Source organism: Lacrimispora sp. (assembly GCF_031982545.1).
Classification (GTDB): Bacteria; Bacillota; Clostridia; order Lachnospirales; family Lachnospiraceae; genus Lacrimispora.
Genome location: NZ_DALYXB010000005.1, coordinates 111,671 through 132,644, shown reverse-complemented (window position 1 = coordinate 132,644; position 20,974 = coordinate 111,671). Strand labels below are relative to the sequence as shown.

Sequence of the window (20,974 nt, the reverse complement as noted above, 5' to 3'; positions counted from 1 at the left end):
GGCAGATGATACAATACGAGAAAAAATACAGGATCATTCCCGGCTGGGGAAATCAGGAATGGATTATGGAAAAGGCACAGGCAGCTATGAAGGCTCCTGTGCTCCATATCACGGATGTGCAGAGTCCGAAAAGCGAAGGAGGGCCTCACGATTATTATTCCAACGGAGATTACTGGTGGCCCAATCCTGATACTCCTGACGGTCTGCCTTATATTCAAAGAGACGGACAGTCCAATCCGGGGAATTTTAACAGCCACAGAATTATAATGAGGCAGATGAGAACCAATGTGGCCTTTCTCACCTCCGGTTATCTGCTTACCGGAAAAGAAGCCTTTGCAGAAAAGGCCGTTCAGCATTTATATGAGTTTTTTCTGAGTGACGAAACTTATATGGCACCTCATCTGTCATATGCCCAGGCAATTTTGGGGATCTGTCCGGGAAGAGGGATCGGAATTATTGATACCCTGCATTTGGTTGATGTAGTATTTGCTGTTGAAAAGCTTAAAAATTCGCGTTATATGAGCAATGTGGTTTATGAAGGGCTGAAGAATTGGTTTGCCAGGTATCTCGGCTGGATGCTTTCTGATAAAAACGGCATTCAGGAGATGAATAAGGACAATAATCATGGTGTCTGTTTTTTTGTACAGGCGGCGGCATTTGCATTATTTACAGATAATGAAAAAATAGCACAGTTCTGCAGGCAGCAATATAAGGAAGAATTATTAAAGCAACAGAAGGAGGATGGTTCTTTTCCAAGAGAACTGGGAAGGACGAAGCCGTATAATTATTCCATATTTGTAGTGGATAACATGGTAACGCTTTGTCATCTTCTGTCGACACCGGAAGATAATCTCTGGGAATATGAAACAGACGATGGAAGAAGTATAAAGAAGGCTCTGGATTTTATTACGCCTTATTTACTGGATAAAGCCAGCTGGCCTTATCCTCCTGATGTGATGCACTTTGATGCCTTTCCGGCTCGCAGCGGCTTCATGCTTCTGGCGGGCTGCACACTTGGAAGAAGAGAGCTTGTGGAACTTTATTACCGGCTTCCGGAGGAATCAATCGACGAAGAAGCAAGGCGCAATATCGCAGCACGCCAGCCGGCACTGTGGATGTAAAAGAAACAAAGATAATGGATAGAAAATGCAATTAAAAATAAGAGTACTGCCGGACCGGTTTATAAATCGCTGTCCGGCAGTACTCTTATTTTTTTCAGTAATGTGTCTGTAAATCAGATGCTGATACAACCAGCGGATGGATTCCTGCCCCGGCATGTCAGATTTTTCAAACGTGATAATTTTTTAAAATCCTATTATTCGTCAGATTCTGACACATAAAAAAGATACTGTCAATTTACAACCGGGGTTAAGAATGCTAGGTTTGATGTAGCCGGGCTGCGAAGAACAAAAAAGGATAGGAAGTCAATGAAGGATAGGAAGTCTGTAAAAATTCTGCTGATTGGAATCGGCGGATATGGAATCAATTATTTAAAAGAATTGACAGAAAAGGATTTGGGGGCGGTTGTTATTGAAGGGGTCTGTGAAGTGATGCCTGAGGTATATGAACAGTTTCCTGTGTTAAAAGAGAAGAATATCCCGGTGTTTCAAACGCCGGAAGAATTCTACAAGAAGCACATGGCAGATCTGGCAGTGGTATCAACTCCCATTCATCTTCATTACAGTCAGATTAAAACATGTCTGTCCAAAGGCAGCAATGTGCTGTGTGAGAAGCCGGTGTGCACCAGTGTGAAGGGAGCAAAAGAACTGATAGAGCTGGAACGGGAAACAGGACATTTTGTGGCAGTGGGTTATCAGCTGAATTATTCCAGAGATGTGCTTCAGATGAAGAAGGATATTTTAAGTGGATTATTTGGCAGACCGGTGCAGATGAAGGCTCTTCATGCCATGAAAAGAGGAAGCGCCTACTATAAACGGAATTCCTGGGCAGGTAAAATTATGGTAAACGACTGCGGGGTTCACGACAGTCCGTTTAATAATGCCTGTGCCCATCAGTTTCAGGTAATGACATTTCTTCTGGGAAGTAAGATGGATGAGGCAGCCATGCTTTCAAAGGTAACAGGTGAGCTTTACCGTGCAAATCCGGGGATTGAAAATTACGATACGGCCTCGGTTAAGGGAGAAACAGCCGATGGAGTTCCCATTTACTATTATACAACCCATAACCTGGAGCGAAAAAGCTTTGGTCCTGTCAGTGAATACCGGTTTGAACTGGGGACTATCTATTACGGAAAAGATTTTGGCGATGGACCAGTCAATGAATATGTTGCAGTAATGAATAATGGAACCAGTATTTCCTATGGCCGGATATCAAAAGGGGAACGCATGCAGAAGTTGTATGATGCCATAGAAAGTACCAGAGATAGAAACCATCCGGTCTGTACCATTTCGTGCGCAATCCCCCATCTGGAAGCGGTGGAGGAGCTTTCCATGTTACCAATTGTCCCGGTGTCTGAGGGAATGATAAAATGGTTTGGTGACGAAGATGACCGGTACTGCTGCATTAAAAATGCAGAGGAAGTATTGGAACAATGTTATTTAAACCAGCTGATGCCAAAAGAGTCCGGTGCAGGCTGGAGCAAATAAATATGTATTTAAAGGGAAGAGACAAGCGAGAAAAGGAGAAGAAGGTATGAGAAAAAGAAAAACTGCATTTCTGCTGGCAATGGTTATGGCTGTAACAGCACTGTCTGGCTGCAGTAAATCAGGCAAAGAGACAGAGGCGCAAACGGAGGCAGCAAATGCTGCCACTACAGCAGCCGGCACGGAAGCGGCAAAAGAGGGGACAGCAAAGACAGAGAGTGAGAAGCCATATGCAGGAGTCACACTGAAGTATTGGGTCAGGCTATATCCCAGTGTCTCTTCCACTGTAGCCAATCAGGGGGAAACAAAATGGGCGCAGACGGTTGAGGAAAAAACCGGAATCAAGCTGGAGTTTATTCACCCGACAGCAGGCTCTGAAGATGAGGAATTCAGTGTGTTGGTCGCATCAGGAGAATATCCGGATATTATTGAGCATACCTGGACCAAATATTCCGGCGGTGCTTCTGCTGCAATATCGGATGGTGTTATTCTCAATCTCAACGATATTATGGAGAGCAAAGCACCTAATTTAAGCACTATTTTAAAGGAGCACCCGGCTGTTGACAAGATGGTGAAAACCCAGGAAGGTGACTATTACTGCTTCCCATTCTTAAGAGGACTTGAGACTCCAAACAAGAATTTATTTTCCAGTGGTATGGTTGTGAGAAAGGATATGCTTGATAAGCTGGGACTTTCACTGCCAGAGACCATTGACGAGTGGGAAACTGCGCTTCGTGCATTTAAAAATGAAGGAGTTGAGGTTCCTTTCACAACCAGATCCGAATGGATGCGTGAGGTGTGGTGTCCTGGATTTGATAACTGGGGAGATTTCTACGTAGAAGACGGCGTGGTTAAGAATGGTCTGATTGAAGACAGCAGAAAAACTTACTTAACAAAAATGAATCAGTGGTATGAGGAAGGTCTGATTGACAGGGATTATCTGGTTGCTGATAAAGCTTCCTGCCAGACCTATTTTACAACAGGAAAGAGTGCGGTGACCTATGCGCCGGGAGGACAGGGACTTGGTACCTATACCCAGATCATGCACGATGCGAATCCGGAGATTACAGATCAGTCGATTGTCTCGACAGTACCAGTTACTTCAACAAAAGGGAAAAATGCAAAGTTTTCAAAGATGAATCAGATCTTTGATGGCTCCGGTTCCAGTGCGGCTATCAGCACACAGTGTAAAAATGTAGATGCAGCAGCATGGCTTTTAGACTGGATGTACAGTGAAGAGGGCGCGTTGGTCAACAGCTTTGGAATAGAGGGAGAGTCCTACACTTTAAAGGATGGAGCACCGGTATTTTCAGAGATGATTACCAATAACCCTGACGGACTGACAATGGAGCGTGCTCTCGGTATCTATACCAGAGTCGGAGCAGGCCCCAGAGTACAGGATGAGTCCGCACTGGAGCAGACTTATTTCCTGGAGAGCCAGAAGGAAGCACTTGATCTTTGGATGAAAACCGATATGGGAAAATATGTCTATCCGCCGGCTACCGTATCCAATGAAGACAGTGATAAATTTTCTAATATTATGAGTAATATAAAGACCTATTCCGATGAGATGGAAGCAAAATTTATTGCAGGAACAGCCTCAATGGATGAGTGGGATAATTATGTAAAACAGATGAAAACCTTTGGAATTGAGGATGCCATCTCAATGAAACAGGCGGCATATGACAAGTACATGGCAAACTAAAGGATGGAAGACAGAATGGAACAATTGTTAGAACTGCTGAACCGGTTTAACTTTGATACACCAGGACTGGAAAAAGCAGGAAAGTTATTTGTTAAAAAAGACTATGATGCCTGTATGGATGAGATCATATCCCATTTTCGGGGAAGGACTTTTCCGGAATATCTATTTTCAGCAGATCAGATGAAACAGCTGAACGATAGGGAAATCCTGAAGGAAGCAGAAAAGGTGATGGAACATGAAATCTACGGATATCATTTTCCAGGGGAGATAGACTGGTTTTTCAATCCCACCGAAGATACTTCCAGAGATAATGAGTGGAGCTGGTCCCTTTTCCGTCACATCTATTGGCAGCCCCTGGCCAGAGCGTATGCTCTGACCGGGGATGAGACCTACACAAGGGAATTCCTCAATCAGATGAACAGCTTTGCAAAGAGCTGGCCGGTAAAACCGTTTATGGAGGATGACACCTTTGAGGCGAAATATAAATTTCCGGGACATGCATGGAGAACCATAGAGACTGCCATGCGGATTTATACTTCCTGGCTTCCCTGTATGGAGGCATTTCGAAGCTCTCCATCATGGAAAAGGGAGGAATGGGTGACATTCCTGATCCTGATCTGTGATCACGCGGATTTTCTTATGAGTCATTACAGCAATCATGAAAAGTCCAGTAACTGGCTGACTATGGAGTCCAGCGCTCTTCTACAGTGCGGTATCTTATTTCCGGAGATCCAGTCAGACTGGCTCATAACGGGATATCAGAGAGTCATGCACGAAATGAAATATTCTTTTGACAATGACGGAATTCATATGGAACGGACACCTATTTACCATATGGTTGCAGCGGTTGCTTATCTTCAGGCATGGAGGCTGTGTGTAAAAAATAACATTCCCACACCTCCCTATGCACTGCCGACACTGGAAAAGGCGGCAGAGTTTATCATGAAGCTGGTAAAACCTGATTTTTCAACGCCCATGATCGGAGATGCAGACAGGGATGACCTGCTGGCAAAATACAGCGATACTTCCTTGTATGAGGGAATGAATCTGACCTTCGATCCCATTGAACTGAATGAGATGAGAGGCTACTTCCGTACTATGTATGAGATCACGGGAAGAGAAGATTTTCTTTACTTTGCAACAGGGAGAGAGCAGGGAAAAGCACCGGAGAAGCGGAATTTTGCGTTCCGGGATGCAGGGATTTATGTCATGCGTACCGGCTGGGAGGAAGAAGACAGTTATTTCCATGTGCATGGAGTTCAGCTGGAGCGGGGAGAAAAAAGCACTCATTCCCACAATGATACAGGACATGTGGAGCTGCACATCAAGGGAGAGGATATCTTAACTGACAGCGGGCGCTATATCTATAACAGCTCCTGCTATAAGGACTGGAGACATTACTTTTTGTCCGCCAAGGCCCATAATACCCTGTATGTGGATGATCATGAGATGGGAACTGTGCCTGGTGTCAGCAGGGTCAGGGGAGTGAGAACCTATTGCCACCGGTTTGAAGAGACTTCTGAATATCAGATTATTGATGTTTCCCACAATGGATATGTTTTTACCGATGATCCCATCTGTCACAGAAGAAAAGTAATTCATCTGGCGGATGATATCTATGTGATTGATGATGAAATAACCGGATTGGGAAAACGAAAACATGATCTGCGACTGTATTTTAACTTCGCTTTTGGAACTCTTACCGAGGAAGCAAAAGACAGATTTGCCTATACGTCTCAAAATGGCAGAAGATACAGCATAACAAGCCTTTCAACTTCCGAAACCGAATGCCATATGCTTTGCGGAAGCGAAAAGCCCATAGGAGGCTGGATTTCATATGGTTACGGCTGGCGAAAACCCATTCCCCAGCTAAGCATCCGGGCTGACGGGCCGGTGCCCATTCGTTTCCTGACCGTCATTGCACCGAAAGGTATCAGTGTGAGCGGTAAGGTGTATATGGAACAGGCGAATCTTAATCTTACAGGCGGTACTGTTATAAATCAGGTGGTTTTGGGAAAAGAAATAAGTATCAGTAAAAGGCAGGTCGAAAAATGAGATACGGAATATGTACCGGACTTCAGAACTTAGAAATTCTTGAAAGACTGGGATATGATTATCTGGAAGCATCCGTAACGGCAGTGATGGGACTTGAAAAAGAAACGCGAAAAGAGTATGCGCAGAAGCTTAAATATTCTGCAGTAAAGTGCGAGACCTTTAACATACTTTTTCCAAAGACAATGGAGCTGGTGGGTCCCGGAGCAAATAAGGAAGAGATTCATTCCTATCTCCATGAGGCGTTTACGGTTATGTCGGAATTAGGCGGAAAGATAGTGGTTTTTGGCAGCGGAAAGTGCCGGAGATGTCCGGAAAGGTATGACTACAGGAAGGCGCTGCAGGAGCTTGTCAGTGTATGCCAAATGACCGGTGAGATAGCACAGGAATATGGAATTCATGTAGTGATTGAGCCATTAAGCAGGAATGAGACAAATCTGATCTGTACAATGGCAGAAGGCGCTATGCTTCAAACAGCGGTTAATCATAAAAATGTAACACTGCTGGCGGACTACTTTCATGTAATGGCCAACCATGACAGCATCTTAGATGCAGAAATAATCGGAGGCTTCGGTCATATTCACATTGCTTCAGGAAAGGAACGAAAATTTCCTTTAAGTATAGAAGGAGAACAGTACCGGGAATTTATAAAGGCAATAAAAGCATCAGGGTATGACGGAAGAATCAGCATAGAAGGAAAGACAGAAGATTTGGAAAAAGACGGTGCAGCAGCACTTGCCTTTTTAAGACAGCTGGAGGCGGAAGGATGAATAAAGTAAAGCTTGGAATTATCGGCTATGGCAAGATGGGAAGCCAGCATGCGGCAAGCCTGATGAAAGGTCAGGTCCCTGAGGCAGAGCTGACTGCAGTCGCAGATACCGATCCTTGGCGGTTAAAGCTGGCTAAAGAACAGTTTAAAGATACCGTCAGGGGTTATGAAAGTGCAGAGGAACTGATCCGGTCAGGCAGCTGCGAAGCTGTGATTATTGCAACACCTCATTATTATCACCCCTCCATGGCCATAGCGGCCATGGAAGCCGGTCTTCATGTGCTGGTTGAAAAACCGGCCGGTGTTTATACCAGTCAGGTGGAAGAGATGAACCGTGTGGCAGAACAGCATAAAGAACTGGTCTGCTGTGTGGATTTTAATCAGAGAACCAATCCTTTGTATCAGAAGTTAAAGGAACTGATTGAGGCTGGGGAGCTGGGGCAGATAAAACGTACGATCTGGGTTATCACAGACTGGTACCGTTCTCAAAGCTACTACGACCAGGGTGGATGGAGAGCTACCTGGAAAGGAGAAGGCGGAGGCGTACTGTTAAATCAGAATCCTCACAATCTGGATTTATGGCAGTGGATGTGCGGGATGCCAAAACGGGTGAGAGCTGATGTATACTATGGAAAGCACAGAAATATCGAGGTGGAGGATGAAGTAACTGCCCTGGTGGAATATGAAAACGGTGCAACCGGCTGTTATATTACAACAGTCGGAGACGCTCCAGGTACAAATCGGTTGGAAGTTGATGGGGAACGAGGTAAAATAGTAATAGAAGGGGATAAGATGAAATTCTTCAGACTAAGAACACCGGAACCGGAATTTAATGCCTCCTATCAGGGAGGGATTGGCAAGCCGGAGGTGTGGGAATGTGAAATTCCTGTTAAGGGAAAGTACACATCTCATCCTGGAATTCTCAGTAATTTCTGTGATGCAATCCGAAAGGGGTCTAAGCGGATTGCACCTTTAGAAGAAGGAATTTTAGGGCTTCAGATCTCAAATGGAATTCATCTTTCCTCCTGGCTGGGAGGAGCCTGGGTCGATTTGCCTGTAGATGGGGCGCTGTTTTTAAAGCATTTGCAGGAGCGCTGCGGCGGAGAGGTACCAGTTTAATCCCGGACTAACATAAACTGACGTCTTGGAGGGATTATTTACATGAAAAAAACGAAGAAAACGCTGCCGGATATTTTATGGAAGTGGAGTATTTCCTATGTCCTGATATCTGTTATTGCCATTGGTATCTTTGCCTTTTGCTTTGGAAAGTATTCCAATGCTTTAAGGGGAGAGATGGAGTATTCCAATTCCATTTTAATTGAAAGCATGCGGGGGCAGCTGGATAAGGCAGTAGGGGAACTGCGGGTGTTCAGCAGCAGAGCAACCTTAAATGCAAAGGTTAAGAAGATGCGGCAGCGGACTTCGTTTGATGATATATCCAGATACGAACTATATGAAATGGTGAAGGAGTTAGGGATTGACCGGATGCCAGCCGGGGAGTTAAAGGATAATCCCATGTTCCTCTACTTTCCTCAGATGGATTTTATGATTTCCGACAGTTATTACAATAAGAGTTCTGATTTTTTCCAGATTGTGTTAAGCAGTTATGGTTTTGATTATGGAGACTGGTACAAAATAATCAGCAAGACTTACCGGACTCCCCAGATTTTTCTGCTTCCTTGTGGTAATGGAACATTTTTAACGGCAATTGTAAGACCTGTGGACAGCCGAAGCTCCTCCCATGCTTATCCGGTGAATGCTGTTATGATTATGAATACAGGAAAGGTATTTACTACCTTTGAAAAAAGCGGACGCAAACGGGATTATATCTGCATTGTGGATTCTGTCAATTCCAAGGTGATTTCGGAAAAAGAGGTTCCCATGGAACTGCAGGAGTTTCTCTTAGAGCAGGACATGACTGGGGAATACGGAAGCTATTATACGGATATGGATGGAATACGTTCTGTTATTTCTTATATCCCATCCAGCTATGAAGACTGGAAATACGTAGTGGTTACCTCAGAACAGAATTATCTAAAAACAGTTTCGGATCTTCAGAGAATGGTAACAGCAGCATGCATGATATATCTGGTTCTAAGTATGATACTGGCCTTTCGAAGTATTATGAAGCATTACCGTCCGATCCGAAATATTGCGGACAGCCTTGAGGTATACGGGGCTGAGACAGAAAAGAATGGAGATACGTATGCCCGATTAAGCGACTCGATTAATCGTCTGGTAAACAAAAATAAGGAAAACCGGACACAGATCAATTCTCAGTATCAGGCAATACGCAATGAATTATTCCGGCGGCTTCTGATAGCGGAAGACCGTTTTGACGTGCCGGATGAAGTTATGCTGAAACAATATAATCTTCAGATAACAGAAAATCTGTATGTCATACTTGCATACCGTTTGGAAGGAATACCGGAAGACGGGGAAAACCGGGAAGAAGTTCCAAATGGTTTAGTAGCTCTTACCTGGTTTATTCTGCAGAATGTGACAGAGGAAAACATGAGATTAGAGAAGTTGTCAGTATCCTCGATCCGTGAAAAGGAGCTGCTGATATTTTTAATTGCTGACGACGGAGAACCGGATATTCTGGAGCGTGTAAAAAGGGCTGTTGGTGTATCAAGAGAATTTATTGTAAGCAGATACGGGATTATTTACAGAGCAGCAGTCAGTGAAGTTCATAAAAGGGCAGAAGAGGTATCCATGGCTTACCGGCAGACAGAACGGGTTTTAGAATTCCAGAAAAATTCTGCTGGTACAGAGTTGATCAGCTATGGTGATATTAACATTCTTCCTGTGGATACCATGCTCAAATATCCCATGGAAGTGGAAAACCGTCTTTACCAGTCCATTCAGGTAGGCGATGACAGGCTGGCATCTCAGATTCTTGATGAACTGGTAAATGAAAACAAAAAGAACTGCCTCACATGGGAAGCCATGCAGTTTTTAACCAGCAATATTGCCAGTACCATCTTGCGGGCGGTTACCCATGCCATGCGGGATAAAGATCTGGCTCTGCTACAGAAGCAGATGGTAAAAGCGTGTTCAGGAAAAAATATTGAGGTGGTATTAAAAGAATTGAAATTATTGGTGAAAAAGGTCTGCGAGGAGGTAAAAGCAGAGGCTTGTGTAGAAAAAGTAACCAGGAAAACCACCCTGTATCAGGAGGTAAAGGAGTATGTTGAGGTCAGCTATGTGGACAGCACCATGTGTGTCAATGACATTGCAGAGAAATTCTGTGTTCCGTCTGCCGCTCTTTCAAGAATCTTTAAGGAAATGGAAGGAGAAAATCTTTCCCAGTATATCAACCGGGTGCGCCTGGCTCATGCAAGGGAACTGATTCTGCAGAATAAAAAGCTGGAGGAAGTAGCGGTAATTTGCGGTTATGGAAGTCAGAGAACATTTTTACGTATCTTTAAGCAGTATGAGGGTGTGACACCATCCCAGTTTAAGGATCTGGAAGAAAAAAAGAGAAGAGAGGAACAGGGATAATGGGAGAACGGAAAAAAGCCGCAGTGATTGGCTGCGGAATGATCTCTAATAATCATTTGAAAGCTCTTAGAAATATTGAACAGGCTGAGATTTACGCAGTCTGTGATATAGAAAAGGAAAAGGCAGTCAAAGCAGGGGAAGAATACGGCGTACATAAAATTTATGAAGACTATAGGGAAGTGATTTTAAATCCGGATGTGGATGTAATCCATATCTGTACGCCCCACAATCTTCACGGTACCATGGCCGCTGAGGCACTGGCAGCAGGAAAGCACGTGCTATGTGAAAAGCCCATGGCTCTGACAGAGGAAGAAGCCAGAGCCATGGTGGAAGCCAGAGACCGGACAGGCGCGCAGCTTGGCATCTGCTTTCAAAATCGGTACAATGAAGCCTCGGTTTACTTAAAGCAGATGATGGATTCGGGAAAGCTTGGTACTTTTCTAGGGGCAAGAGCCCAGGTGACCTGGAACAGGAAGCCGGAATACTATGAAAATTCCCCGTGGCGGGGACGGTGGGAAAGTGAAGGCGGCGGTGTATTAATTAACCAGGCCATTCATACTCTGGATTTACTACAGTGGCTGACCTGCGGCATTAAGAAAGTCGAAGCAGATATCTCCACCAAGCGATTGAAATCAGTCATTGAGGTAGAGGATACAGCGGATATACTTATGACTGGAGAACATGGAGAGCGCCTTCTCTTCTATGCAACTAACTGTTATGTGAAAAACGCTCCGGTGGAACTGGAGATCATCTGCAGCGAAGGCAGCTTAAAGCTGGAGGGAAATCAGGTAATCACGGAAGCAGACGGCAGTGTGACAAGAGAGGATTATACCTCCGGTTCTGTCCTGGGAAAGGATTACTGGGGAAGCGGACACGGGATTTTGATCCGGGATTTCTATGAATGCGTGGAGACAGGGAGACCTTTTCCGGTAAGCGCAGAAGAGGCGATGAAGATGGTAACGCTTCTGGAAGCGGTATATCAGTCCGGAAAGACAGGAACTGCGGTAGAAGTTTTAACTGGGAAGGGATAAAAACATGGGACATTTTAATAAGAATACGAAAACACTCCCGGTACAGGCAGGAAGTCTTCAGACGGCAGTAAGGCTCACCTTTAAGGAACGGGCGGTGAAGGATTTCAAACGCAACTGGACCTTGTACCTGATGATATTGCCGGTGATTATATATTATTTAATCTTTAAGTTCGGCCCCATGTTCGGATTATCAATTGCATTTATGGATTATAAACCGGCGAGAGGATTTTTTGGGAGCCGGTTTGTGGGACTGAAACATTTCAAAAATTTCTTTTCGGATTATTATTTCGGCCGTCTGCTGATTAATACCATTCGTATCAGTCTGTTTGATCTGATGACATTTCCAGCGCCGGTGATCCTGGCATTACTCATTAATGAACTGAAAAACAAGCGGTATTCCAAGGTCGTTCAGACTGTCACTTATATACCCCATTTTATTTCTACGGTGGTTATATGCGGAATGATATTAAAACTGACCAGCTCAGGCGGCGGAATTACTGTTATTTTAAGCCAGTTATTCGGAATCAAACACGAAGCCATGTTAAACAGTGTCAATAATTTTCTGCCCATTTACATAACATCAGAACTTTGGGCTACTGTAGGCTGGAATTCAATTATCTATCTTTCTGCTCTTTCCGGCATTGACCAGGAACTCTATGACGCGGCAAGAGTGGATGGTGCAGGACGGCTAAAGCAGGTACTATATATTACCCTCCCCTGTCTGCTTCCCACCATCACCATCATGCTGATTTTAAAAATGGGCAAGATTTTCAATGTCGGCTATGAGAAAATAATGCTTTTATATAACCCGATGATCTATGAAAAAGCAGATGTTATCAATACTTTTGTATACCGAAAAGGATTGATTGATGCTCAATACAGCTACAGTGCGGCAGTAGGGCTCTTTAACTGTGTGGTCAGCTTTCTGTTAGTTACAATCACCAACCGGCTGAGTAAAAAAGCCAGCGGCAATGGGTTATGGTAAGGAGACAGAATATGAAAAAGTATAAGTCAGGCACCCGAATCCGGGTGAGCAGAAGCGAACAGCTCTTTGATCTGTTTAATGTAGTTTTAATGTTTGTACTGATGGCAGCTGTGATGATTCCGCTGATCCACGTGGTAGCGGCATCCTTTAGCAACCCTTCCGCTTATGTCCGTCACCAGGGCCTTCTTCTGGCACCCATTGATTTTTGTCTGGATGCATACCGGGCTGTATTAAAAAATAAGAACATTCTGACTGGTTATGCCAACACCATGTTTGTGGTAGTTGTGGGAACAGCGATGAATGTATTTGTTACTACCATTGCGGCTTACGTTCTTTCCAGAAAAAATGTGCTCTGGAATAATGTCATTATGATGGCACTTGTATTCAGTATGTATTTCAGCGGAGGAATGATTCCCTTTTATCTTGTTGTAAAAGGGGTGGGATTAAATAACAGCATATGGGCATTAATTATTCCTTCTCTTGTAAGCACCTATAACTTGATTATTATGCGTACCTCAATGGCCGCAGTTCCGGAGAGTATGGAAGAATCGGCAAAGCTTGACGGAGCCAGCCACTGGACCATACTCTGGAAAATCATGTTTCCCCTGGTAAAACCTACGGTAGCAGTCATTTGTCTATATTATGCTGTTACACACTGGAATGCATGGTTTGACTCCATGCTGTTTATCCGGGACAGGGAACATTATCCTCTCCAGTTGATTTTGCGCGAGATACTGATTCAAAATGATACCACAGCCATGACAGCCGGCGGGGGAGATGATTATCTGATTAGTGAAACCATTCAGTTCGCGACAATCGTAGTGGCAACTTTGCCTATTCTTGCAATCTATCCCTATATTCAGAAATATTTTGTTAAGGGAGTCATGATTGGTGCTGTTAAGGGATAGAAAACGGGGATCAGATGAAAGGAGAACTATGAGAGTTTTATATGACACAATGTACGGAGAATTTTATCGTGTTCTGATAAAAAAAGGATTTACTGCTGACAGGGCAGATTTATCTGCCAGACTGTTTGCCGATGCCAGCCGGGATGGGGTGTATACCCATGGATTAAACCGATTTGTGAAATTTATATTAAGTATGGAAAAGGGCTGCGTGGATATTCATGCAGAACCTGTTTTGAAGGAGGCACCCGGTATTCTGGAACGGTACGATGGAAAAGGCGGGCCGGGTAATTTAAACGCTCATTTTTGCATGAAGCGGGCGATTGAACTGGCAAAAAAGCAGACCATTGGATGCGTAAGCTTATCTGGTACCAATCACTGGATGAGACCGGGAAATTACGGACTGATGGCGACGGAAGAAAACTGTATCGGCATACTCTGGACGAATACAATTCCCAATATGCCGCCGTGGGGAGGGAAGGACGCAAAGCTTGGAAATAATCCTGTGGTATTTGCCATTCCAAATGGAGACACACCGGTTCTGGTTGATGTGGCCATGTCCATGTTCTCTTATGGAAAGCTGGAGTCCTATGCCAGATCAGGAAGGGAACTGCCGGTTGACGGAGGCTTTGACAGTGATCAGAAGCCCTCAAAGGATGCAAAAGAGATTTTAAAAACCAGACAGTGTATGCCAATCGGTTACTGGAAGGGGTCCGGCCTTTCCCTTGCCCTTGATTTAATTGCATCAGCGCTGGCGGGAGGGAGAACCTCAAGACAGGTGGGAGAACTTTCAGCGGAAAGCCAGCTGTCCCAGGTATTCCTCGCCATCAGCCTTGATACGCTGCAGGATAAAGATGCAATTCTGGCTGAAATAGAAAAAACCCTGAAGGATATAAAAGAAACGGTGCCAATGTCAGAAGAAAGACCGGTCTATTATCCGGGAGAGAACATGATGAAGACCAGACAGGAAAATCTGGACCAGGGAATACCGGTGGATGAGGAAATCTGGAATCAGGTTCTTGGTATGTAAGGGAGGATGGATCATGATTATACCAGGTATGGTATCAGCCACGTTTCGTGATCTGTCTGCGGAGAGAATTATCGCTTTGTGCAGACAGGCTGAATTAAAAGGAGTGGAGTGGTCTGAGAATGCTCATGTGTTTGCAGGAGATACACAAAAGGCAGAACAGCTGTATGAGAAAACCAGGGATGCAGGACTTTTTGTTGCTGCTTACGGATCTTATTACAGACTGGGAGAATATGAAGACCCGGAAGGGGTTTTTATAAAATCAGCGGAATCGGCAGCAGCGCTTAAGGCTCCTGTGATCCGTATCTGGGCAGGGACCAGACCGTCGGCAGCTGTAGACAGGAACGAGTTTTGCCGGCTTGCCAGGGAAGCGTCAGCTGTGGCACAGATTGCTTCTGATTACGGAATAAAAGCGGCATTTGAATGGCATAAGGATACACTGACTGATACTAATCAGTCAGCTGAACGGCTTTTGCAAACGGCAAACCATGAAAATCTCTACTGTCTCTGGCAGCCTACGGTTGCTCTCACGATGGAAGAGCGGCTTTCCGGACTGGATTTGTTAAGAGACAGGCTATTAAACTTTCATATTTATTATTGGAAAAAGGGCGAGAAAAGACCTTTGAAGGAGGGGAAAACCAAGTGGCTTCAATATCTGGCACATGCAGATCAGACGATTTCACGGTATGGTCTGCTGGAATTCGTGAAAAACGGAACAGAAGAACAGTTTTTAGAGGATGCCAGGGCACTTCATCAGATTTTGGAAGAATTACAGGAAGAGAGCGGAGAGGAATAACAGTATGGCAGATTTATATGTAAAAGAATTAAATATGATTAATCCATTTGTAATTGCATCCAGTCCGGCCACCCAGGGAGCTGCAAATGTATTAAAAAGTGCAGCCATGCGCCCGGGAGCTATTGTACTGCGCAATTTTGGACATGGTGCAGGAGGGGGAAGCTATATAGGACCGGACAGCAAGGCTATGTATTCTGGTGAGATGTGCATTCACAGCCATGCAGTTGGCAGGCAGATTCCCGATAAAATTTCAACACTTGAACAGTATTGTGAAGAGGTCGCCCTTATAAAGAAGAATCTGGATCAGGATATCCGGCTATGGGTTTCCGTAGGACATTACAGTGACATTATAAAAGGCGGGGAATGGGAGAAAAACTGGGCCAATCAGGCTAAGGAATTAAAGCGGGCGGGGGCAGATGCAGTTGAGCTGCATTTTAATACTCCGGGAGTCGCTGTTGCAAAGGACAGGATCTTTGATTATCATCAGCTTTTACGCCACTCCATTCAGGTAATTAAAAAAGCAGTGCCGGATATGCCCATAATGGCAAAGCTTGCCATGGAATCCTGTGATGTGCTCACTTCCATACGCGTGGCGGAGTCTGCCGGAGCATATGCTGCCGGACCGACTGCCAGATGGAAGGGCTTTTATTTTGATCTGGACTGGAGAACCACAGAGGCAAGGCCTGGCTCCGGATACGGAGGCACCCAGGCGACCCCTTTAGTCTGTTATGCCATTGCAGAGGCCAGAACCAGCGGGCTTACCATTCCTCTTTACGGCGGCGGCGGTGTATTCAGCTTTGAGCAGGCAGCAAGAATTATTATGGCAGGGAGCCAGGCGGTGCAGCTGGGAGCACTTGCGTGCTCCGGAGGCGTGGAAGCAGGAAAGAAAGCAATTGAAGGATTAAACCGTTTTATGGATGAGACCGGATATAAGGATATGGACAGTCTGTGCGGAGATGCCCTTAAATTATTTCAAATGTCCAATGAAGTTGCTGTGAAACGGCAGGAACGTCTGGGAGATGCTTACCATCTGGCGGAGGTTTCCGACAAATGCATTGGCTGCAGACGCTGTGTGAATGTCTGCTGGCACGAGGGAATCCGCATGAATGGCAGGGCTGCAGAAAAGACCAGTCAGTGCATTGGCTGTGGCTATTGCTTTCAGGTATGCCCCACCGGTGCCCTTAAGGTGGAAAAGGACCGGATCCTGTCATCCGTATTTGAGGAAAATCATATAAGAAGAGGAGAATAAACTGACAGTCAGACGGATTGGAATGCAGGGCTTATTTCAACGAGAGGAAATAAGCCTTTTCCTGTTGCAGAAAATTGCATTGCTTTATATAATTGGTTTATAGATAAGCTTTCATTTAACAAAAAAAGTAATATTTTGTCATTTTTTACGGATAAATAAAGGGGAGAATGAGCAAGTGGCAAAACAAAGGGAAAAGGTAGAGTTTCGTTACTATGAAATCGGGGAAGATGAACCGGTCTTAGCACTCCTTGGGGAGGGCTGGATCCGGGAATATGGAAAGGAAATTAAGTGCCTCCACTTTCACAATCTGATGGAGATTGGTTACTGCCACTGGGGGACTGGGGAGGTGATTCTCGGTCAGGAGCATGTCTGTTATTCACCGGGGACGATCATGATTGTACCTCCAAGGCTTCCCCATACCACTAACAGTGAAAAGGGGACTCTAAGCTACTGGGAGTGGATGTATGTGGATCTGGAAAAGATTGTTTCAGAACTAAACCGCTATGATCCCATGTTTCAGAAACGTCTTTTAAAAAGGATTCAGCGAGTGGGATACCTTTTGCCAGGAGAAGAAAATCCGGGACTTACCAGACTGATTTTAGGTGTCATGGAAGAGGTACGCCAGAAAAAGCCTTATTACAAAGACTGTATCAGCGGCCTGCTTCGGGCCTGCCTGGCGGAATTTTTAAGGCTGTCTGATGACGAAGAACGAATCATGAGAAATAAGACACACAGGGCAGTGATATCGGGGGCACTGGATTATGTGGCGGATCACTATGCCCATGAGATTAAAATATGCAAGCTGGCAGAGGCCTCCAGTATGAGTGAAAGCCATTTTCGCCGGGTGTTTGAAGAGAGCATGGATATGAAGCCGGTTGATTATATCAACTTAATCCGGATTCAGTGCGCCTGCGAGCTGTTGAAAAAGACGGAAAAATCCATGGAAGAGGTGGCTGTTGCTTCGGGATTTTCCTCAATTTCTTCATTTAACCGAAATTTTAAAAAAATACTCCATATTTCTCCTTATCAATGGAAGCGATCGGCTGAAAATTACGAGAGTAAGCTGCTATATTGCAGAATTAGTGCGCAAAAAGGTTGGTAAAACAGGATGATATGATTGAATTTGCGCATTTTATAATTGAATATAAAAAGTTTTCAAAAAAAGAATTGGTATAATGGGATTATATTCAAAAGAAATTGATCTCATATGCCAATTTTTTAATGAAAGAGGAGGAGTTTTGCTATGAAGAAAAAAATCGTATCACTCTTACTTGCAGGAGCCATGGTTGCTTCCTTAACAGCTTGCGGAAATTCAGGTTCAGGAGGACAGGCTTCAGGAGGAAAAGATGGAGGAGCCAAAGGCGGGAATGAACTGACTGTCTGGTGCTGGGACCCGGCATTTAATATTTATTCCATGAATGAGGCTGCTAAAGTATACCAGAAAGACCACCCCGATTTTAAATTGAACGTTGTGGAAACACCCTGGGCCGATATTCAGACCAAGTTAACCACGGCTGCCACATCTGGTAAGCTGGATACTCTGCCTGATATTATTCTTTTGCAGGACAATGCATTTCAGAAGAATGTTTTAACTTATCCGGATGCATTTCAGGATATAACGGCAAGCGGAATTGACTTTACCCAGTTTGCAAAAGCAAAGACAGCATATTCAGTCGTAAACGGGAAAAATTACGGAGTACCCTTTGATAACGGAGCAGTGGTTGCCTGCTATCGCACCGATGTCTTGGAACAGGCAGGTTATAAGGCTGATGATTTTAAGGATATCACCTGGAGCAAGTATCAGCAGATGGGAGAAGAAATTCTTGCAAAAACTGGAAAACCTCTTTTATCCTGTCAGGCAGGAGAGTCAGATTTGATCATGATGATGCTCCAGTCTGCAGGCGGCAGTTTGTTTGATAAAGATGGAAAACCAAGCATGGTTGGAAACGATAAACTGAAAAAGGTTATGGAAACCTACGCTTCTCTTGTAAAAAGCGGTGTTCTGATTGAAGTGAATGACTGGGATCAGTACGTGGGAACTCTTACCAACAGTACCGTCGGCGGAACCATTAACGGCTGCTGGATCATGGCAAGCATTCAGACCGCTGAGGATCAGTCCGGTAAGTGGGCAATTACTAACATGCCTAAGTTAGAGGGCGTTGATGGAGCTACCAACTATTCCAACAATGGTGGTTCCAGCTGGGCAATTACTTCTGTATGTAAGAATCCGGATCTGGCTTATGATTTCATGGCAAAGACATTTGCAGGAAGCACTTCCTTCTATGAGACCATCCTTCCAAAGTCCGGTGCACTTTCTACCTATTTACCGGCTGCACAGAGTAAGGTTTATGCAGAGCCGCAGAAGTTTTTCGGCGATGCTCCGGTTTATGCTACCATTACCGACTTTGCATCAAAGATTCCTTCCAACAACACTGGTGTTTATTATTATGAAGCCCGTGATGCAGTTGCAACTGCAATTACCAACGTAGTTGCCGGAGCAGATATTGATGCTGAGATTAAGACAGCAGAGGATACCGTTAATTTCGCAATGGGTAAATAGTAAGTCAGTAAGGAGGAATTACCAGTGGACAATTCAAAGAAAAAGTTGTCATTAGGCCAGAAGCAGAGCCTGGCAGGCTGGGCATTTTTAACTCCGGCGGTTTTATTTATCGCTGTCATGAGCTTCCTGCCCATGATTCAGGCATTGTTCCTTTCCTTTCAATCAGGGAAGGGTGCCAATTTAAGCTGGACCGGCGTAACCAATTACGTGAGAATGTTTCAGGATCCTGTCTTCATGCAGGCGTTAAAAAACAATTTTATTTATCTGATCATCCAGGTTCCGATTATGCTGATTCTGGCCCTGATCCTGGCCTCTTTGCTCAATAATAAAGATCTGCGGTTTAAGGGATTGTTCCGTACGGCAATTTTCCTGCCCTGTGCTACCTCCCTGGTATCCTATGCGGTAATCTTCCGTTCTCTGTTTGCGGTGGATGGGCTGGTTAATACGATCCTCATGAAACTTGGATTTTTGTCCACAGGATACAATTTTCTCGGACATCCAAACAGTGCCAGAATCGTGATTATTCTGGCACTGATCTGGAGATGGACCGGCTATAACATGGTCTTTTACCTGTCCGGTCTGCAAAATATTGAGTATTCTATTTATGAATCAGCAAAGATTGACGGAGCTTCGCCCATTCAGTCTTTCTGGGGAATCACGGTACCGCTTTTAAAGCCGACGATTTTGCTGACTGCAATTATGTCAACCAATGGTACACTTCAGCTGTTTGATGAATCTGTAAACTTAACTTACGGCGGTCCTTCCAATGCCACAATTACCATGTCACATTATATTTACAATGTATCTTTTAAATATGTGCCTAATTTTGGGTATGCAGCAGCAATGTCTTACTTAATTCTGTTCCTGGTAGCAGTTCTGGCATTTTTGCAGATGAAAGTAGGTGATAAGCGTGACTAAAGGAAAGAAATTTCTGGCATATGCTTTTTTAACGGTTGTCTCTCTGCTTTCTGTTTTTCCTCTGTACTGGATGATGGTGGCGGCTACCAACAAAAGCGTGGCTGTATCAAGGGGAACCCTGGTATTTGGGACAGAATTATTAAACAATACGAAAAAGCTGTTTGCTTCTCAGAATGTTTATGGAGCCCTTGGGAATTCGTTTAAATATTCCATTGTCATGACACTGATTTCGTTGTTTATCTGCTCCATTGCAGGATATGGTTTTGAAATTTTTCATGACAAAGCAAAAGACCGGGTGATGAACATTATATTACTGGCTATGATGGTTCCGTTTGCTGCTATTATGATACCGCTGTATCAGATGTTTTCTAAGGCGAATCTGTTAAACAGCACACTTGGATTTATCCTTCCCAGTATTTCCACCCCATTTTTAATCATGATGTTCCGCCAGAGTGCAAGATCTTTTCCGGTGGATATTATGGAGGCAGCAAGGCTTGATGGTTTAAATGAATTCCAGATTTTCTGCCGGATGTTCATACCCACCATGCGATCCACATATGCAGCAGCCATGACGATTACTTTTATGAATGCATGGAATAGTTACTTATGGCCCAAGGTAATCATGTCTGATGCAAACAGCATCACCATGCCCATGATGGTGGCTAACTTAAAATCGGGTTATGTGACCGATTATGGAACCTTAATGCTGGCTGTATTGTTGTGTACCATTCCTACCGTGATCGTTTTCTTCCTCCTGCAAAAGAGCTTTGCGGAAGGTATTACGGGAGCTGTAAAATAAGTAATAAAAAACATACAGGCGAAGTGACCGGAATCCTGATACGGAAATTCGGTGGCTGCGCCTGTTTTTAA

17 protein-coding genes are annotated in these 20,974 nt (G+C 44.4%); all 17 read left to right on the top strand.

Annotated features, from left to right (window positions below; genetic code table 11):
* Positions 1–5 precede the first annotated feature (5 nt).
* Positions 6–1,121 (top strand): alginate lyase family protein, encoded by a 1,116-nt coding sequence (locus ABS301_RS10045; protein ID WP_349672103.1) that lies wholly within the window; start codon positions 6–8, stop codon positions 1,119–1,121.
* A 306-nt stretch (positions 1,122–1,427) separates the two neighbouring features.
* Positions 1,428–2,606, top strand: coding sequence for a Gfo/Idh/MocA family protein (locus ABS301_RS10040; RefSeq protein ID WP_349672102.1), 1,179 nt, complete (start codon positions 1,428–1,430; stop codon positions 2,604–2,606).
* 46 nt (positions 2,607–2,652) lie between these two features.
* Positions 2,653–4,308, top strand: coding sequence for an extracellular solute-binding protein (locus tag ABS301_RS10035; protein WP_349672101.1), 1,656 nt, complete (start codon positions 2,653–2,655; stop codon positions 4,306–4,308).
* A 15-nt stretch (positions 4,309–4,323) separates the two neighbouring features.
* A complete protein-coding gene (locus ABS301_RS10030; protein ID WP_349672100.1) occupies positions 4,324–6,363 on the top strand; it encodes an alginate lyase family protein in 2,040 nt (679 codons plus the stop codon).
* Entirely contained in the window at positions 6,360–7,130 is a 771-nt protein-coding gene (locus ABS301_RS10025; RefSeq protein WP_349672099.1) for a sugar phosphate isomerase/epimerase family protein, read from the top strand. Before ABS301_RS10030 ends, ABS301_RS10025 begins: the two co-directional genes overlap by 4 nt.
* A complete protein-coding gene (locus tag ABS301_RS10020; RefSeq protein WP_349672098.1) occupies positions 7,127–8,248 on the top strand; it encodes a Gfo/Idh/MocA family protein in 1,122 nt (373 codons plus the stop codon). Before ABS301_RS10025 ends, ABS301_RS10020 begins: the two co-directional genes overlap by 4 nt.
* Positions 8,249–8,290: 42 nt before the next feature.
* The gene (locus tag ABS301_RS10015) at positions 8,291–10,633 is read left to right on the top strand and encodes a helix-turn-helix transcriptional regulator (protein WP_349672097.1); all 2,343 of its coding nucleotides are present in this window, start codon (positions 8,291–8,293) and stop codon (positions 10,631–10,633) included.
* On the top strand, positions 10,633–11,664 hold the full coding sequence (locus ABS301_RS10010) for a Gfo/Idh/MocA family protein (RefSeq protein ID WP_349672096.1): 1,032 nt from the start codon (positions 10,633–10,635) through the stop codon (positions 11,662–11,664). The genes ABS301_RS10015 and ABS301_RS10010 overlap by 1 nt, the downstream gene beginning before the upstream one ends.
* A 4-nt stretch (positions 11,665–11,668) precedes the next feature.
* A complete protein-coding gene (locus ABS301_RS10005) occupies positions 11,669–12,649 on the top strand; it encodes an ABC transporter permease (protein ID WP_349672095.1) in 981 nt (326 codons plus the stop codon).
* An 11-nt stretch (positions 12,650–12,660) separates the two neighbouring features.
* Positions 12,661–13,557, top strand: a complete 897-nt coding sequence (locus tag ABS301_RS10000) for a carbohydrate ABC transporter permease (RefSeq protein ID WP_349672094.1) — start codon at positions 12,661–12,663, stop codon at positions 13,555–13,557.
* A 28-nt stretch (positions 13,558–13,585) separates the two neighbouring features.
* Entirely contained in the window at positions 13,586–14,584 is a 999-nt protein-coding gene (yiaK, locus tag ABS301_RS09995) for a 3-dehydro-L-gulonate 2-dehydrogenase (RefSeq protein ID WP_349672093.1), read from the top strand.
* A 13-nt stretch (positions 14,585–14,597) separates the two neighbouring features.
* Positions 14,598–15,377 (top strand): sugar phosphate isomerase/epimerase family protein, encoded by a 780-nt coding sequence (locus ABS301_RS09990; protein ID WP_349672092.1) that lies wholly within the window; start codon positions 14,598–14,600, stop codon positions 15,375–15,377.
* A 4-nt stretch (positions 15,378–15,381) separates the two neighbouring features.
* Positions 15,382–16,626 carry a 4Fe-4S dicluster domain-containing protein gene (locus tag ABS301_RS09985; protein WP_349672091.1) on the top strand — a complete coding sequence of 415 codons (1,245 nt, stop codon included), beginning with the start codon at positions 15,382–15,384 and terminating at the stop codon, positions 16,624–16,626.
* 175 nt (positions 16,627–16,801) lie between these two features.
* The gene (locus ABS301_RS09980) at positions 16,802–17,728 is read left to right on the top strand and encodes a helix-turn-helix domain-containing protein (RefSeq protein WP_349672090.1); all 927 of its coding nucleotides are present in this window, start codon (positions 16,802–16,804) and stop codon (positions 17,726–17,728) included.
* Positions 17,729–17,869: 141 nt separating this feature from the next.
* On the top strand, positions 17,870–19,186 hold the full coding sequence (locus ABS301_RS09975) for an ABC transporter substrate-binding protein (RefSeq protein WP_349672089.1): 1,317 nt from the start codon (positions 17,870–17,872) through the stop codon (positions 19,184–19,186).
* 24 nt (positions 19,187–19,210) lie between these two features.
* Positions 19,211–20,104 carry a carbohydrate ABC transporter permease gene (locus ABS301_RS09970; protein ID WP_349672088.1) on the top strand — a complete coding sequence of 298 codons (894 nt, stop codon included), beginning with the start codon at positions 19,211–19,213 and terminating at the stop codon, positions 20,102–20,104.
* Positions 20,097–20,903 carry a carbohydrate ABC transporter permease gene (locus ABS301_RS09965; protein WP_349672087.1) on the top strand — a complete coding sequence of 269 codons (807 nt, stop codon included), beginning with the start codon at positions 20,097–20,099 and terminating at the stop codon, positions 20,901–20,903. Before ABS301_RS09970 ends, ABS301_RS09965 begins: the two co-directional genes overlap by 8 nt.
* Positions 20,904–20,974: the final 71 nt, after the last annotated feature.